Origin of the sequence: Marinobacter sp. JSM 1782161, assembly GCF_011421605.1 — a bacterium.
In the GTDB taxonomy this organism is placed as follows: Bacteria; Pseudomonadota; Gammaproteobacteria; order Pseudomonadales; family Oleiphilaceae; genus Marinobacter_A; species Marinobacter_A bohaiensis.
On sequence record NZ_WSSA01000002.1, the window covers coordinates 1264490 to 1280342 of the forward strand.

Consider the following 15853-nt stretch of genomic DNA (forward strand, 5'->3'; position numbering starts at 1 on the left):
TGCGGACCACCGGCGAGCGTCAGCCCTGCCCCAGCATGCGTTTCAACGTTGCATCCCGGTCAATGACATGATGCTTGACGGCGCCCAGAGCATGCACGGCCGCCAGGACCACCAGCGCCCAGGCTACCCAGTAGTGGATGCTGCCGGCCACATCTTCCAGTCCTTTTTGCTGCCCCGTGATCGAGGGCACGGTAAACCAGTTGAAGACATCGATACCGGACCCGTCCGCCGTGGGAATCAGGTAACCCGTCACCAGAACCGTGAAGATCAGCAGGTACATCAGGATGTGGGCGGCGTGCGCGCTGACCTTTTCCCAGCGCTTGTGCGAAGGCAGGCTGTGTGGCGGCGGAGAAAGCAGACTCCAGAAGGCCCGCACCAGCATCAGGGCAAACAGCAGGATACCGATGCTCTTGTGGATATGAGGCGCTTCCCGGTACCAGGCGTCGTAGTAGGTCAGGTCAACCATATACAGCCCCAGCCCGAACAACCCGAAAACCGCAACGGCAACAACCCAGTGCATCAGAATCGTCACCCAGCCGAAACGCTCCGGGCTGTTCTTCATCGGTACTGCCATGGCCTTGCCGTCTCCATCAAATCCGTTTGCGCCGGCGGCGACTTCACCCAGATCACCGCCGAACTTGATTTCTCCAAGTCTAGGTAGCTCAACGTCTTCGGCCAACTAAAATCTTCTGCACGCCTCCATCAGATTTTTTGAATAAGCAGTCCGGGCGATCCACCGCTGACGCCTTGTGCCACGGGCACTCCACCATCGTCGAATACGGGTTCTACTGATTGTTGCCTACGCTCATTAACAGGATAGTAAAGCTCTATTGACATCCTGCCGTCAGGCAGGGCCGAGACGCACCCAGGAGCACTTATCATGGAAGTCGAGTTCGACGAAGATATCGTCATCCCGAGCAACAACTGATTGACGGTCCGACACCGGACCCGATCGTGGCAGCCTCTTTTGGCTGAAGTCATCGCGGCCCGCTAATGGTTCGCAAGCTGACTGTTTAATCGCATTTTGCGTTTGCCTCTGGTAACGCCAGACGTTCTTTGGCATTCTGCTGTACCTGAACAAATGGTCATCTTTATTTGTTCAGAAGCCGCCCGTACCAGGGATCGAATAAAGGCGTTTCGGTCCTGATCGTCGCTGGTACCGGCTGTTTTTAACTCGTGCAGTAGATTCGATGTCGACGAGCGTACCCCACACCAGCACCGAGCCGGAGCTGGACTTCCTGACTCCCATGCTTTCCCAGCAGCCCGACGGCTGGACAGCGGAATTCCAGGGACTCACTCTGCGCACCGCGCTGCAGCCGATTTTCAGCATTTCCCACAAACGCATTGTCGGCTACGAAGCCCTGATCCGCGCCTTCGACACGGACAACGCCAGCGTGCTGCCGCTGCACCTGTTCCAATTGCCGGATAACGCCCCCGAGAACGTACTGCTCGACCGGCTCTGCCGCTACCTGCATATCCGTAACTTCGCCGCCCTGCCCGACGACGTGAACTGGCTGTTCCTCAACGTCTCCCCCCAGGTGGTGGCCGGCCGACGCCGGGATTCCTTCTTCGGCCAGTTGCTCTCGCGCATCGGTTTCCCCTCGCACCGCGTCGTGGTGGAAATCGTCGAGCAGCCCACCGACGATGCCGACCAGCTACGGGAAACCGTCAACTACTACAAACAGCTCGGCTGCCTGACTGCCATCGACGACTTCGGCGCCGGCCACTCCAATTTCGAAAGGATCTGGAACCTGTCCCCGGACATCGTCAAGCTGGATCGACAGCTCCTGGCCCGGGCCACCGACGACAAGCGCGCACGGCAGATACTCAAGGGCATCGTCTCCCTGCTGCACCAGTCAGGCTGCCTGGTACTGCTGGAAGGCGTGGAAACCCGCAGCCAGGCGCTGATCGCCATCGATGCGGGCGCTGATTTCGTGCAGGGTTTCTACTTCCGGCGGCCGGATCTGGAGCTGGACGAGGTGATTCGCTCCGCCACCGATCTGGACGAACTGCTGACCGACTACAAGCGCAGCAGCCGCAACGAGATGGACCCGAGTCATGAGCTGTCCGGCTTCTTCGAACCACTGTTCATTGCCGCCGCCGGAGAACTCCAGGCCGGACGGACTTTCGCCGACGCCTGCCGCTCCCTGACCGGACACCACAGCGTATCGCGCTGCTACCTGATTGATGACCAGGGCGTGCAGAACGAGGATACGCTGCGGTCGGATTACCTGATCGAGTGCTTCGACCCGCGCTTCCGCCCGCTGGAGAACACCGCCAACGCCGACTGGTTCCGCCAGCACTACCTGCGCCAGGCGCTGGACCAGCCCGGACAACTGCAGATCACCCGCCCTTATCTGTCGGTGACCGGCGCCTACATGTGCGTGACGCTGTCCCTTGCTTTCCAGTTGGGCTCAACCACCACGGTGCTGTGCTGCGATATTCTGGCGCACTGAGGGATTAACGGTTCGAGGGCTCACGGGGGGATCTGGCGCTTGGGCGGCGCCTCAGAAGCTAAGGCTTCTGCTACATCCATAGATGTCAGACCATAGAATGGTGTAGCCGAAGCTTTAGCTTCGGAGCAGCCCACAAGGGGTGCTTTATTGAGGGAATATCCTGCGAGCAGTCGGCTTTCCGCCGACTCCCCGCACACTCGTCAGACCGGCACGTCCGCCATATTGCCGTAGGTTTCCAGCCAGGAACGACGATCCGACGCGCGTTTCTTGCCCAGCAGCATGTCCATGCGCTCATCGGTGCCGTCGTTGTCGTCCAGGGTCAGCATCACCAGACGACGGGTGTCCGGCGCCATGGTGGTTTCACGCAGTTGCAGCGGATTCATCTCGCCCAGCCCCTTGAAGCGGGTGACGGAGATCTTGCCCCTGCGCTTCTCCGCCTCGATGCGGTCGAGGATGCCCTGCTTCTCGTGCTCGTCCAGGGCATAGAAGGTTTCCTTGCCCAGATCCACCCGGTACAGCGGCGGCATGGCAACGAACACGTGGCCGGCGGCGACCAGCGGGCGGAAGTGTTTGACGAACAGCGCACACAGCAGCGTGGCGATGTGCAGCCCGTCCGAATCCGCGTCCGCCAGGATGCAGATCTTGTTGTAGCGCAGCCCCTCGAGCTTTTCGGACCCCGGATCCACACCGATGGCCACGGCGATATCGTGCACTTCCTGGGACGCCAGGATCTCGCCGGAATCCACTTCCCAGGTGTTGAGAATCTTACCCCGCAGGGGCATCACCGCCTGGAATTCGCGATCTCGGGCCTGCTTGGCGGAGCCACCGGCCGAATCCCCTTCCACCAGGAACAGTTCGGCGCGATTGGCATCAGCACCCGCGCAGTCCGCCAGTTTGCCGGGCAGCGCCGGCCCCTGGGTGACCTTCTTGCGGGCCACCTTGCGGCTGGCCTTGAGGCGGCGCTGGGCGTTGCTGATAAACAGCTCCGCCAGGGCCTCGGCGACGTCGGTGTGCTGGTTCAGCCAGAGACTGAAGGCGTCCTTCACCACGCCGGAGACAAAGGCGGCCGCTTCCCGGGAAGACAGGCGCTCCTTGGTCTGGCCGGAGAACTGCGGGTCCTGCATCTTGAAGGACAGGACGTAGGCGCAGCGGTCCCAGATGTCCTCCGGCGACAGGCGCACCCCTCTCGGAAGAAGATTGCGGAACTCGCAGAACTCGCGCATGGCCTCAAGCAGGCCGGTGCGCAGGCCGTTAACGTGAGTGCCGCCCTGGGCGGTGGGAATCAGGTTGACGTAGCTTTCCATCACCGCTTCGCCGTCTTCCGGCAGCCACTGGATCGCCCAGTCCACCTCTTCGGTATTACCGGACATGCGGCCTGTGAACGGCTCGGTGGGCAGCAGTTCGATGTCGGCCAGGGCCGAGCGCAGATAGTCGCGCAGGCCGTCCTCGTAGCACCACTCGTCTTTTTCGCCGGAGCTTTCCTGGCGGAAGGTGACGGTCAGCCCCGGACACAGCACCGCCTTGGCGCGCAGGTTGTGGCGCAGGCGGCTGACCGAGAATTTGGGGCTGTCGAAGTAGCTTTCGTCGGGTGTAAACAGCAGGCGCGTACCGGTGTTTCGTTTGCCCACCGTATCCACAACCGCCAGGTCGCTGGTCTTGTCGCCGTTCGCAAAGGTCATGCGATGCAGCTGGCCGTCGCGTTTGATGGACACTTCCAGGTGGGTCGACAGCGCGTTGACCACCGAGACCCCCACCCCGTGCAGACCACCGGAGAAATTGTAGTTGCCCTTGGAGAACTTGCCGCCCGCGTGCAACCGGGTCAGGATCAGTTCCACACCCGGTACGCCGTGCTCCCTGTGGACATCCACCGGCATACCACGGCCGTCGTCCTCAACGCTGAGCGAACCGTCGGCGTGGAGCACCACATCGATGCGCTTGGCGAAACCGGCCAGCGCTTCGTCCACGCTGTTGTCGATGACTTCCTGGGCCAGATGATTCGGCCGCGACGTGTCCGTGTACATCCCCGGGCGCTTGCGCACCGGATCCAGACCGCTGAGAACTTCAATCGCGTCGGCGTTGTAATCTTTCTGGCTCATAAGGGGGCTGTGGCTCTCACTCAACGACTTCGGGCGAATCGAACCTCGCCCCGGACAGGCTGTCGCCGGCCACGGCGGGCAAGGTTCCTGAATACCGCCCATAGCTTAGGGATTCGGGGATAAAGATCAACGGTTCTTTTGTTGCCGGCTCAAGAGCGTATCTCTCATGGATGCGGGCGCGTCACCGGGAATGGCGCATCACCACTGACAGTGACCTGTTGCCAGCCGTCCGCCGGAATCGCCGTCACCAGGCAGGGGGTCGTCATCACCTGTGCCGCCATTGCACCCGGCTCGGGATGTTTGACGTTCACATGCAGCGTCAGCGTATCGCCATCCTGGGTTGCCTGGGCCAGGGTCACGGCATGCCCGGCCGTCGTCTGCTGCCCCAGCGATGCCACCAGCAGCCAGCGATCGCCGTCGGCCGGCCAGGACGGCAGCTCAACGCCGGCCTGCGAGCGCAGCTGTTCCCAGTGCGCCGCGTCCTGCGCCAGGATCACACCGGGCGCTGGCAGGCCGCAATGGGCATGGCTGGCCAGGCTTTCCACGCGGGCGGCCCCGCCCCCCGATGAATGCGCCGAGCAGCCCGCCAGGGTCAGTCCCATCACCAATCCGATCGATTGCCATTTCATTGCGCCACCTCCTTGGTCGCCGCATCCGTTGCCTGGCTGACGTCCGTCTTGCGGTTGAGGGAATACCCATCAAAGCCGGTGCGAGGCAGGTCCGACGCGCCCAGCACCGGTCGCTGGAAGCTGGTGGTCATGGTCAGTCCGGACACACTGCTGCCCTGCTTGACGATGACCTGCGGCAGCCCCACCGTCGGGTACTCGGCACAGGCTTCGCCCGGCTCGCAGATCACGCCATTATTGTCCATGTCGGTTCCGGCTCGCAGCAAGTACTCACCATCCGGTACATCGGCAAACGAGAACGTGTAACGGCCATTGACCGGCTGCACGGCCACCTGGAAGCCGACGGAGTCGTCATTGGCGTCGTCCAGCAGAATGTAGTGGCGCCCGGCGTCCCGCGATGCCTCGGGATCGCCCAGTTGCACATTGACCGGAAGGACCAGCGACTGGGCGCCGGTATCGCTGTTGTAGTTCACGGTCACACTGGCCTGCACCGCAGCGTCGATGTCCGTCACCTGCGCCACCAGCTCCACACCTCCGGCAACCGGGTTATCCGAGATCGACAGCCACTCCTGCTGCGGGTTGTCCACTTTGATCGAGTCGACCGTGCTGTCCGCCGGCACCTGGCTCAACATCACGCGGGCCTCAGTCACCGAGCCATCGAACTGGAAGCCGCTGGGATAGGCGGAAAGAAAGGTCCCGAGGTTGCCATTGGAGGCCGCATCCACGGCTTTCAGGGCATTGATCAGCCCGGCCCCGTATTCCGTGGCGTTGCCCAGGGAGTCGGTCAGTTCGCCCCGTCTCAGATACTCCCGCACCGCGTCCAGGGTGAGATTCCCGTCGACACTTCGCATCAGCGCCAGCACGCCGGCAACGTGGGGCGCCGCCATGGAGGTACCGGTAAGCCCGGCATAGGCCGGCTGGAAGCGGGTGCCCGACTGGCTGCCCAAGGCACTGTAGATGGCGTCCGGCTGGCCGTCACTGTTGCCGTCCCGGGTCACATCACCGCCCGGCGCCACCAGATCGAGCCAGCTCCCGAAACTGGAGTAACTCGCCCGCCGATTGCCGCCATCCACCGCCCCAACGGCCAGCACCCGGTCGAACGCCGCCGGGTAAACCGGCTCGCTGGTCCCCTGGTTGCCCGCCGCGGCCACCACCAGGATGCCCCGGTTGCTGGCGGTGTTGATCACCGATTCCAGCGCCGACGACGGCCCCAGCCCCGCCAGACTGAGGTTGATGACGTCCGGCCGCTGCGCCGCCGGCAGGTTGGCCAGATAACTGATGGCGTTGATCAGGTCCTGCGAAGTGCCGGCCCCGCTGCTATCGAGAACGCGGATCGGCAGCAACGTGGCCTGCGGCGCAACGCCGACGCCACCCAGGTTGTTGTCCAGGGCGGCGATGGTGCCCGCCACGTGGGTGCCGTGAAAGCTGGGCCCGTCGTCATTGCCGGGCGTGGCCGGGTTACCGTCGGGGCCGCTTTCGTTGTCGTCATCGTCCGACACAAAATCGGACTGCGCCAGCACCTCCACGTTCTGGCCGCTGCCATTGTCCAGGTCCGGGTGCCAGTTGCCGCCGACCGCCGGGGTTTCACTGAACAGCCCGGTGTCGAGCACCGCCACACGCGCACCCAGGCCCGGGTTACCCAGCGCCTGCCAGGCGGTGGGCAGGTTGATCGCCTGGTAATGCCACTGCTGCGAGGGGTAGAGCGGATCGTTGAGGGCGTTGACCACCTGTGCCCGATAGCGGTAGTTGGGCTCGGCCGCGAGGACACCGGGCGTCTCGCGCAGTTCGCGGATCCAGTCCAGCGTTTGCCCCTTGCGCTGGCCGGTTGTCGACAAAGAATGCAGAGCGCTGGTTTCGCCCTGGCGGAAATGCCAGATACCACGGGCGAGCTCCCGCCGCTGGCCGCTGCCCATGGCATCGACGGAAGTCGACAGGGCCTGGACATCGGCGGGCGACGCCATGGTGACAATGGCCTCGCCGGGCACCCAGTCCGGCTCCGACTGCTCCAGGGTGACCGTGGTACCGGACCCCATGGCGCTGACATAGACCACATACCGCATCGGCCCGCCGGTCATGGCCCGCAAGTCCAGCTCATAGAGCCCCTCGCCGGCGTCCGGCGCCAGGGTCAGCGCGGCGGCGGGCGTCAGGGTGTCGATCTGCCGACCGTCCAGGGCCACTTCGGCCGTCGGCGTTCCTGCGGCGCTGGCCCCATTCACCGCAAACGCCCGGATTGTCAGGATCTGGTCGTCCGCCAGGGTCAGTTGATAGCGATCGCGCTGGTCCTGGAAATAATCCGTGGGGCGGCCGCTGTAGATCCCGGACCCGACACTCAGGTAGCCGGCCAGGATCACCGGGCTGGGGAGCGACTGGGCGTCCGTATCGTTGCGCACCGCGCTGCCGTTGAAGAAATCATCGGCGGTATCGGCATCGATGCGCGTGCGGGATTCAATCTCGATCACGCCACTGACCCGATCGTCGTCGTCACTGCCTCCTCCTCCGCCGCCGCAACCGGCCAGAGTCAACGCGATCAGCAGCGCCCCCAGACGAGGTTTTTCAGAACCTTCCAGCAAACCGACCTCCTTTTGGATACAACCCTGCCAGGCGGGTACGACATCGCCAACCCACTTTGGGAACGCCCATAAAAAACCGCCGCCCGCGACTGCGAACGACGGTTCACGATCTCGCCTGATCAGTTGTAGAAGAACATCGGCACAAATGCCACGATCAACAGGGTTGTGCCCATCACCACGAGGGGCAGCAGCAGGCGCTCGTAGCGGTGCCAGAAGCTGCCGGTGCGCTCGGCCGCCAGCACCTCGGTCTCGCCTACCACCTGCCGCGTCAGCAAGTGATTGAGCGCCACCGGCGGACTCAGATAACCCAGCTCAAACGCCACCAGGCACACCATCCAGAAATGCAGCGGGTCGATCCCCAGATTGATGGCCGCCTGGGCGATGGTGGCCGATACCAGGATCACGGCCCCGAACGGATCCATGATCATGCCGATGAAGGTGAGCATCACCACAATCACCGCCATCACCAGCCAGGGATTGGTCAGGCTCTCCGGGAAGATGGCGTGGACCACGTCCGAGCGTTCCAGAATACCGCCCAGGCAGACCGAGAAGCCCATCAACGCCAGCAGTGCGCCAATATGCACCGCCGAATCGCTGGCCGCCGCCGCGCTGCGGCTGAAAAAGGCCGACCAGCGGCTCTCGTCCGCCTCGCGATTGCCAGCACCGGAATCCATGAACACCAGCGCCAGCATCACCAGTGGCAAGATCAGCGGCGCGCTGTATTCGTTGAAGCCCAGGCCCAACAGGAACCAGACCAGGCCGACGACCACCGCCGCGGTCAGGATATACGGTACCAGCGGTCCAAGACGGCGGCCGGCTTCGGCAAAGGCGCCGGCCTGGGGCCGCGGCCGCCAGTTGCCCTGAGTCTTGCACACCAGCAAGCTGAAGATGCTCGCCGACATCAGGAAGATCCAGAAGCCCCAGCCATAGAGTTCGTCGGTGGTCACTTCCTTGTTGAGCGCCGCCACCACGACGATCAGCAGACAGGGATTGAGCACCACCCCCATGCTGCCGGACATGGCGGTCGTGGCCAGGGACAGCTGCCGTCCGGCGCCAGCCTTGCGCAGCTCATCGTAGATCACGCCGCCCACAGCCAGGATGAAGATGCCCGACGCCCCGGTGAACGCCGTGGGGAAAGCCGTGGCGAAAATCATCAGCGACGCCAGGGCCGGTGCCGGCAGGTGGAACGGCTGGATCACGTTGAGCAGCAGGTCCGGCAGCCGCGTCTGTTTTAGGATCATCCCCACCAGCACGTACAGGCCGATGTTGATGAACATGGACGCCAGGTTGGTCAACTGCCCGAAATAGATCGCCAGGCCGGCGCTGTAACCGTCCACGAAGAAGAAGTAGGCCATGGCGATCAGGCCCATCTGGCAATACAGCGGAATCACCAGGAACGAGGACGGCGTCAGCCCGCCCGCGCGCATCCGCTCCGGCACGTTGGTGAGCCGATAGACGTTGATCGCCATGAACACCGCGAACACCGCTGCCCAGGCGTACTGCAACTCCAGCAGCGTTTCCGACGACGGCGACGCCCCCAGACGGCCGGCGTAGGACACCAGCGAATAGGTCATCAGGCCGTTGACCACCAATTGGAACGTCTGGGACAGCTTCCATTCGCCCCGGTTACGCGGCAGGCGCAGGGCGATGTGATCGGTATCGAACGCCGCGATCAAAGCCGCCAGCGCGAACAGCCCCAGGAACAGAAACTTCGTCAGATCGATGTTATCCAGCAACCAGTGGGCAATGCCCTGCTCCACGACCTTGAAGGCCGTCAGCGCGGTCGTGACATGCTCCTGATTGGCCGCGAACATAGCGTGTTTTTTCTGGCAGAGCTCGAGGTTCTTGCGGAAGCTCTCGCGAAGCTTGTCCGGGTCCGGCGGCGAGGAGAACAACTCGTCCGGGTCCGGCTTGTAGGCGTCCATCCGTTTCTGGACCGCCGCCTCGACGTCCATATCGAGGTTGCAGGAAGGCTCGCTGGCCCAGGGGTCCAGCAGATAGTAATTGGGCCAGGTCTGCTCGCCGATCCACAACATGCGTGAATGCAGCGAGTTGCCCATACCCAGCAGCAGGGTAAACACCAGCAGGGCCAGCAGAATGACCCCGTGCAACCGGTGCACGGGGTACTGAGTGGTGACCCGGCTGGCCGAAAGAGCGCGCCAGTTCATCGTGCCAGACCTGCCTTATTCGCGGTTGCCAGCGGTGCACTCGGACGCGCCGGGATTGCTGGCGCAGCGGACCTTGCTCAGCAGGTGCAGCATCTTGGGATCGTAGACGCTGGGCGCCCCGTTCTTGCCGTCGCGCAGCTCCAGGCGGTTCTCCCGGAACATTTCCTGGTAGCCCTGGATATCCTCGTCGGGAATATTGATCCACTGGTCGTCCGGGATGTTCTTCTCGCTCCTCTTCACCAGCGCCATGGCCTGGGGATACATCGCCCACGCCACTTCCCGCGCCTGCTGCGCCTCGTCGTCATTCAGCAGTTCGTCCCGAGCCACCATCTGCACCGTGAGCTGGGCCAACGGGTAGTCCACGATGCCACCGTCGTCGCCGACGCCCTTGTACAGCTCCAGCGCCTCGTAGGCGAAGGCCGGCGCGTAGGCAGTATCCACCGAGCCGTTGTTGAACTTGCCGGCGAAGTTGGTGATGTCCGAGGGCACCACCGTGGCCTTGACGTAATTGACCATGTGGATCGCGTCTTTCTGGTAATCCAGCGTGGCCATGCGCTTGCCCGCCAGTTCACCGGCGGTGTCGATGGAACGGTCATTGACGAACAGGTAGCCCGCCCCCGCCGGCGCGATGCCCAGGACCTCATAGTCCCCTTCCTTCATAAACCTGGCGGCCTTGGGCTGGGCCAGGGTCGCCAGGACGGTCTTGAGGTTGTCGTAGGTGGGAATGGCACCCACGGCGCTGATGGAACCCGTGAAACGATTGAACCGACGTGTGCGCAGGTCGGTCGCCGCCAGGATGTCGCACTGACCGGACTGGAAGTCTCCGAGCGCCACACCTTCATCGGTGTAGGGTTTGAGCTGGATATCCAGACCGTGGCCCTTCATTTCCAGGGCATAGTCCTTCATCAGGTTGTAAACATCGCCATTGGCGCCGATGACGTCGAACACGCACATGCTGGCGCTCTTCGCCTGCGCCATGGGCGCCACGGCCATTGTCATCAACAGAGCTGCGGTGGTTTTGCGGAACATTGGAAACCTCCAAAGTGACTTCTTGTGATTGTTGAACGTCAAATCAGGGTGCGAACCGGGCACCGCTCTTTCCCCTCAGCGGCGCCGGTCCCTCAGGAGCGCTGGATCAAAGCAGGTCGTCCAGGTCCATGGTCTCAGTGTCCGAGGAGCTCTCCGGACTCAGTTGCCCAAAATAGGCGGCCGGAGTCCGATAGCCGTATTCACGGGTCCAGAGCTTGTCGGACACATGCGTGATCACATTGCGGCCCACCTGGTCCACCAGGCGATAATCCTCGCTCACCTGAATGGTGCTCTCGGCCGCGTCGAAGCGACGAATGACGTCTTCGATCACGTCCCGGCGCCCGGCGGTTTCACCGGCCACGGCCTCCAGGGCCATGGAAGCCCGGAAACCGGCCTCAACCCCCAGCTCGGAGCTGTTCTTCAGCAGTCGCCAGGGATCCGGCGACATCATCGGGCGAGTGTCCGGCAGCAGCAGCCAGACGTTGGCCCGGATGGCGTTGGGCAGACCGCCCCACTTCTCGTTGTCCAGGCACTGGGCAGCGCGTTCCGCCTGGGGCGCGATGTCCTTGGGCACGCCCGCGGCGCCGCCGGAATTGGTGTCGTTGATGATGGCTTGCAGGCCGGTCAGCAGCCCCAGCAGGAAGGTCAGTTCGTCCTGGTCGGCGTAGAGGAAGGGGCATTCCGCTTCGGGATCCGCCGGATCGTACTCGTAGGCGCGCATGGCCCGGTTGAAGGCTTCCAGCCGACGCTTGGCGGTCAGCTCATGCCAGCGCTTGGCCGCGGTGCGCGCGTCTTTGGCTTCGGGCACGTCGTCGTTGAAGATGGCGCGCTCGTAGCGCAGTTCCTGCTCCCAGGCCTGCTGCTCGGAGCAGTTGGCCGCCAGCAACTGCAGCAGCGAGCCGGTGGTATCGGGCCGGTCGGTGACCCGCGAGAAAGAGTAGACCAGCGGATCCAGCGACCGGCCCAGATCGCAGGCCATATCCGCGTCCCCCATTTGCAGGACGTAAGGCGTGGCCTCGGATTCCGAATAGCCGGCAAACACCGCACCGGTGGTCTGGTAGACCGGGTTGTAACCACAACCGGCCAACAGGGCGATCATGCCGAAGGTGAGCAGGAGTCGGGACGTGTGGCCCGAGCGGGTCAGGCCAGGGATGACGAAAGCTTTCATGCCGGATCCTTTCTCTGATTATTGTTGTGCGATGGAGTGCACCGGTCCGTCTGGCCAGGCGCCAGAAACTCGGTCTACTCCCCGGTTTGAGAAAAGGATGCGACCTGGGTCGCACTTAGTGAATGACCGGACTGCCGTGGAAATTGGCCAATCAGGCCAATACACAACACGCCACCCGCGCCACACCCGGCCTGAAAGGCTATGCTCATCAGCCATTTACTCACCGGCCAGCCCCAGCATGGACATCACATCATCAGCCAGGTCATCGAGACTGCGCGGCCCGTCGGGGCGATACCAGGTCACTGTCCAGCTCAGTGCGCCGGTCAGCATGCGCCGGGTCAGGAAAGGATCGGCGGCAGTGGCACCGTTGGCTTTGAGCTCCCCCAGGACTTCCAGCCACATCGCCTCATAGACGTCCCGCAAATGCAGGACATCCTGCTGGGAGGCGGCTGACAGGCTGCGCCACTCGAACACCAGCACCGCCATGGCTTCGCCGGTCTGGCCGTTGATCGATTCCAGCTCGCACCGGATCAGCGCCCGCAGTCGTTCCCGGGGCGTCGCGGCCTGCCTCAGGGCGTGCCGCATCAGCTCCGTGTTGAGGATGATGGTTTCCTCCATCACCGCCTTGAGAATGTCTTCCTTGGAGCGGAAATGGTGGAACAGGCTGCCGGACTGAATGCCCACGGCCGCGGCGAGGTCTCGAACCGTCGTCCGCTCATAGCCCTTTTCCCGGAACAGGCGCGCCGCTTCGTGCAGCAGCCGCCCCCGGGCCCCGAGCGGGTCGGAAATCGTCCCGTTCGCGACCAGTTCGGCCTGGATGGATTGTGGCGTCAAGGGTTGCTTCCTGTGGTTGCTGGAATGAATCCGATACATCGGCTCCTGCGGGAGCCGATGTCTGCTCGGGCCAGTGTACCCGCAACCACCTCATTTACAAACCAAGCGCTTGCTTGGTAGCGTGAAAAGGCGTTAAATCAGTTTTCGAATCATCCATAAAAACAACCGGACGAACCGGCAAGCGTGTCGCGCAGACACAACAGCGCGTAGACACAACAGACAGTGAGAGGACACCCCATGGCAGACCCATCCCGCACCCTGCGCATCGGCTGCTCCGCCGCCTTCTGGGGCGACACGGAAACCGCCGCCCGCCAGCTGGTGAGCCAGGGCAACCTGGACTACCTGGTCTCCGATTACCTGGCCGAAATCACGATGTCGATCATGGCCGGCCAGCGCATGAAAGACCCGAAGGCGGGCTACGCCCGGGATTTCGTGCAGACGGTCATGGGACCGCTGCTGAAGGACATCAAAAACCAGGGCATCCGGGTCGTCAGCAACGCCGGAGGCGTGAATCCCGAATCCTGCCGTGACGCCCTCCAGGCACTGTGTGAGGAACAGGGCGTTGATCTGAACATCGCACTCGTCCTGGGCGACAACCTGCTGCCACAGAAGCAACAGCTCGACGAGCAGGGCATCCGCGAGATGACCACCGGCGACCCGATGCCGCCGATGATGGTCAGCATGAACGCCTACCTGGGGGCTCCCGGCATTGTGACTGCCCTGGAAGCCGGCGCCGACATCGTCATCACCGGCCGCGTGACCGACAGCGCCCTGGTCCTGGCGCCGCTGGTGCATGAATTCGGCTGGGCCTGGGACGACTACGACAAGCTGGCCCAGGGCAGCCTGGCCGGCCACCTGATCGAATGCGGCGCCCAGGCCACCGGCGGCAATTTCACCGACTGGGAAAGCGTGGCGGACGGATTCGCGGATATGGGCTTTCCTATCGTCGAGGTCGAGGAAAGCGGCGACTTCGTGATCACCAAGCCGGAAGGCACCGGCGGCCGGGTCAGCGTCGGCACCGTCGCCGAGCAACTCGTCTATGAAATCGGCGACCCGCGCGCCTATCTGCTGCCGGACGTGGCCTGCGATTTCACCCAGGTCCATCTCGACGATCTTGGCCAGGACCGCGTTGCCGTCTCCGGCGCCACCGGCCGCGCGCCCACCAACCGCTACAAGGTCTCCGGCACCTGGCCCGATGGCCACAAATGCACGGTGACCTTCCTGATCGGCGGCATCGATGCCCCGAAAAAGGCCCAATGCGTGGCCGATGCCATCCTCGACAAGACCAGTCGACTGTTCGAGGAACGCGGCCTGCCGCCCTACACCGAAACCAGCGTGGAACTGCTGGGTACCGAAGCTACCTACGGACCGCACAGCCGCGCCGGGCAAACACGGGAAGTGGTCGTCAAGATCAGCGCGGCTCACCCCAAAAAAGAAGCGCTGGTGCTGTTCTCGCGCGAAATCGCCCAGGCGGCGACCGGCATGGCACCCGGCCTGACCGGCATTGTCGGCGGCCGCCCCACGGTCTGGCCCAAGATCCGCCTGTTCTCCTGCCTGGTGCCGAAGGATCAGGTCGAGGTGAGCGTGGACATGGCCGGCGAGACAACGCCCGTCGCAGTCCGCGCCGACGGCGCCTCCGACATCGACGATGGCGAGGACACGACGTCTTTCCCGACCATCAGCGATACGGACACCACCGTCCCGCTGATCGAACTGGCCTGGGCCCGCAGCGGCGACAAGGGCGACCACAGCAACATCGGCGTGATCGCCCGACACCCGGAATACGTGCCCTACCTGGCGGCCGCCCTGACCGAAGACGCCGTGGCCCATTGGATGGGCCATGTCCTGAACCCACAAAGCGGCCGCGTGACACGCTGGGCCCTGCCCGGCTTCCACGCGTTCAACTTCCTGCTGGAACACAGCCTCGGAGGCGGCGGCGTCGCCAGTCTTCGCATCGACCCCCAGGGCAAGGCCTTTGCCCAGCAGTTGCTGGACATGCCCATCCCCATCTCCCAAGCCGTGCTGAAAGGAAACCGATCATGAGCTACCAATCCGTACTCCGCCCCGGCCTGTTTGACGGCCAGACCCTCGTCGTCACCGGTGGCGGCTCCGGCATCGGCCGCTGCACGGCCCACGAACTGGCGTCCCTGGGCGCCCACGTGGCACTGGTCGGTCGCAAGCCGGAAAAACTGGATACCGTCCGGGGCGAAATCATCGAGGACGGCGGCAGCGCGTCGGCCCATCCCTGCGACATTCGGGACGAAGAGATCGTGGCCGCCACCGTCAAACAGATCCTCGCCGATCATGGCCCGGTAAGCGGACTGGTCAACAACGCCGGCGGGCAGTTTCCCTCCCCCCTGGCCGGCATCAGCCAGAAAGGCTGGGAAACGGTCGTGCGCACCAACCTCACCGGCGGCTTCCTGATGGCAAGGGAACTCTACAACCAGTCCCTGAGCCAGACCGGCGGCGCCATCGTCAACATCGTGGCCGACATGTGGGGCGGCATGCCCGGCATGGGGCACTCGGGCGCAGCCCGCGCGGGCATGGTCAACTTCACCCAGACCGCTGCCGTGGAATGGGCCGCGACCGGTGTGCGGGTCAACGCCGTGGCCCCGGGCTGGATCGCCTCCAGCGGCATGGACACCTATCCGGAACAGATGAAGGCCTGGATCCGCGGCCTGGCCGATGCGGTGCCCAGCCGACGCCTCGGCACCGAATCCGAAGTCAGTGCCGCGATCTGCTTCCTGCTGAGCCCGGCGGCGGCCTTCATCAGCGGGGACACGCTGCGCATCGACGGCGCCGCCTCCCAGGGCGGTCGCGTGTGGCCGCTGCCCAAGGCGAAGAACGTGGCGGTCTTCAACGGCTTCCACCGCGCCGTCACCCCCAAGATTTTCAGTGAAGACTGA

At 63.8% G+C, this 15853-nt stretch carries 11 protein-coding genes; 3 read left to right on the plus strand and 8 right to left on the minus strand.

Going from position 1 to position 15853, the window contains the following annotated elements; translation table 11 throughout:
- Positions 1–19: 19 nt before the first annotated feature.
- Entirely contained in the window at positions 20–574 is a 555-nt protein-coding gene (locus tag GQB00_RS05580; protein ID WP_165855483.1) for a cytochrome b, read from the minus strand.
- A 616-nt stretch (positions 575–1190) separates the two neighbouring features.
- Here GQB00_RS05580 and GQB00_RS05585 point away from each other — a divergent pair.
- Complete coding sequence (locus tag GQB00_RS05585) at positions 1191–2456, plus strand: EAL domain-containing protein (protein WP_165855484.1); 1266 nt, start codon at positions 1191–1193, stop codon at positions 2454–2456.
- A 200-nt stretch (positions 2457–2656) separates the two neighbouring features.
- Here GQB00_RS05585 and parE read toward each other — a convergent pair whose 3' ends face one another.
- The 7 genes from parE to GQB00_RS05620 all read right to left on the minus strand — a co-directional run bounded on the left by parE (position 2657) and on the right by GQB00_RS05620 (position 12986).
- Positions 2657–4552: a DNA topoisomerase IV subunit B gene (gene parE, locus GQB00_RS05590; protein ID WP_165855485.1), complete on the minus strand. Its 1896-nt coding sequence runs from the start codon at positions 4550–4552 to the stop codon at positions 2657–2659.
- 164 nt (positions 4553–4716) lie between these two features.
- A complete protein-coding gene (locus GQB00_RS05595; protein ID WP_165855486.1) occupies positions 4717–5181 on the minus strand; it encodes a protease complex subunit PrcB family protein in 465 nt (154 codons plus the stop codon).
- Positions 5178–7748 carry a S8 family peptidase gene (locus tag GQB00_RS05600; protein WP_165855487.1) on the minus strand — a complete coding sequence of 857 codons (2571 nt, stop codon included), beginning with the start codon at positions 7746–7748 and terminating at the stop codon, positions 5178–5180. Before GQB00_RS05600 ends, GQB00_RS05595 begins: the two co-directional genes overlap by 4 nt.
- Before the next feature lie 119 nt (positions 7749–7867).
- Positions 7868–9916: a TRAP transporter large permease subunit gene (locus GQB00_RS05605; RefSeq protein WP_165855488.1), complete on the minus strand. Its 2049-nt coding sequence runs from the start codon at positions 9914–9916 to the stop codon at positions 7868–7870.
- A 15-nt stretch (positions 9917–9931) separates the two neighbouring features.
- Positions 9932–10945, minus strand: a complete 1014-nt coding sequence (locus GQB00_RS05610; RefSeq protein ID WP_165855489.1) for a putative solute-binding protein — start codon at positions 10943–10945, stop codon at positions 9932–9934.
- A 106-nt stretch (positions 10946–11051) separates the two neighbouring features.
- On the minus strand, positions 11052–12113 hold the full coding sequence (locus GQB00_RS05615; RefSeq protein ID WP_165855490.1) for a hypothetical protein: 1062 nt from the start codon (positions 12111–12113) through the stop codon (positions 11052–11054).
- 216 nt (positions 12114–12329) lie between these two features.
- Positions 12330–12986: a TetR/AcrR family transcriptional regulator gene (locus GQB00_RS05620; protein WP_165855491.1), complete on the minus strand. Its 657-nt coding sequence runs from the start codon at positions 12984–12986 to the stop codon at positions 12330–12332.
- A gap of 198 nt (positions 12987–13184) precedes the next feature.
- Between GQB00_RS05620 and GQB00_RS05625 the strand changes: the two genes are divergently transcribed.
- The gene (locus GQB00_RS05625) at positions 13185–14990 is read left to right on the plus strand and encodes an acyclic terpene utilization AtuA family protein (RefSeq protein ID WP_165855492.1); all 1806 of its coding nucleotides are present in this window, start codon (positions 13185–13187) and stop codon (positions 14988–14990) included.
- Positions 14987–15853, plus strand: a complete 867-nt coding sequence (locus GQB00_RS05630; RefSeq protein WP_165855493.1) for an SDR family oxidoreductase — start codon at positions 14987–14989, stop codon at positions 15851–15853. The genes GQB00_RS05625 and GQB00_RS05630 overlap by 4 nt, the downstream gene beginning before the upstream one ends.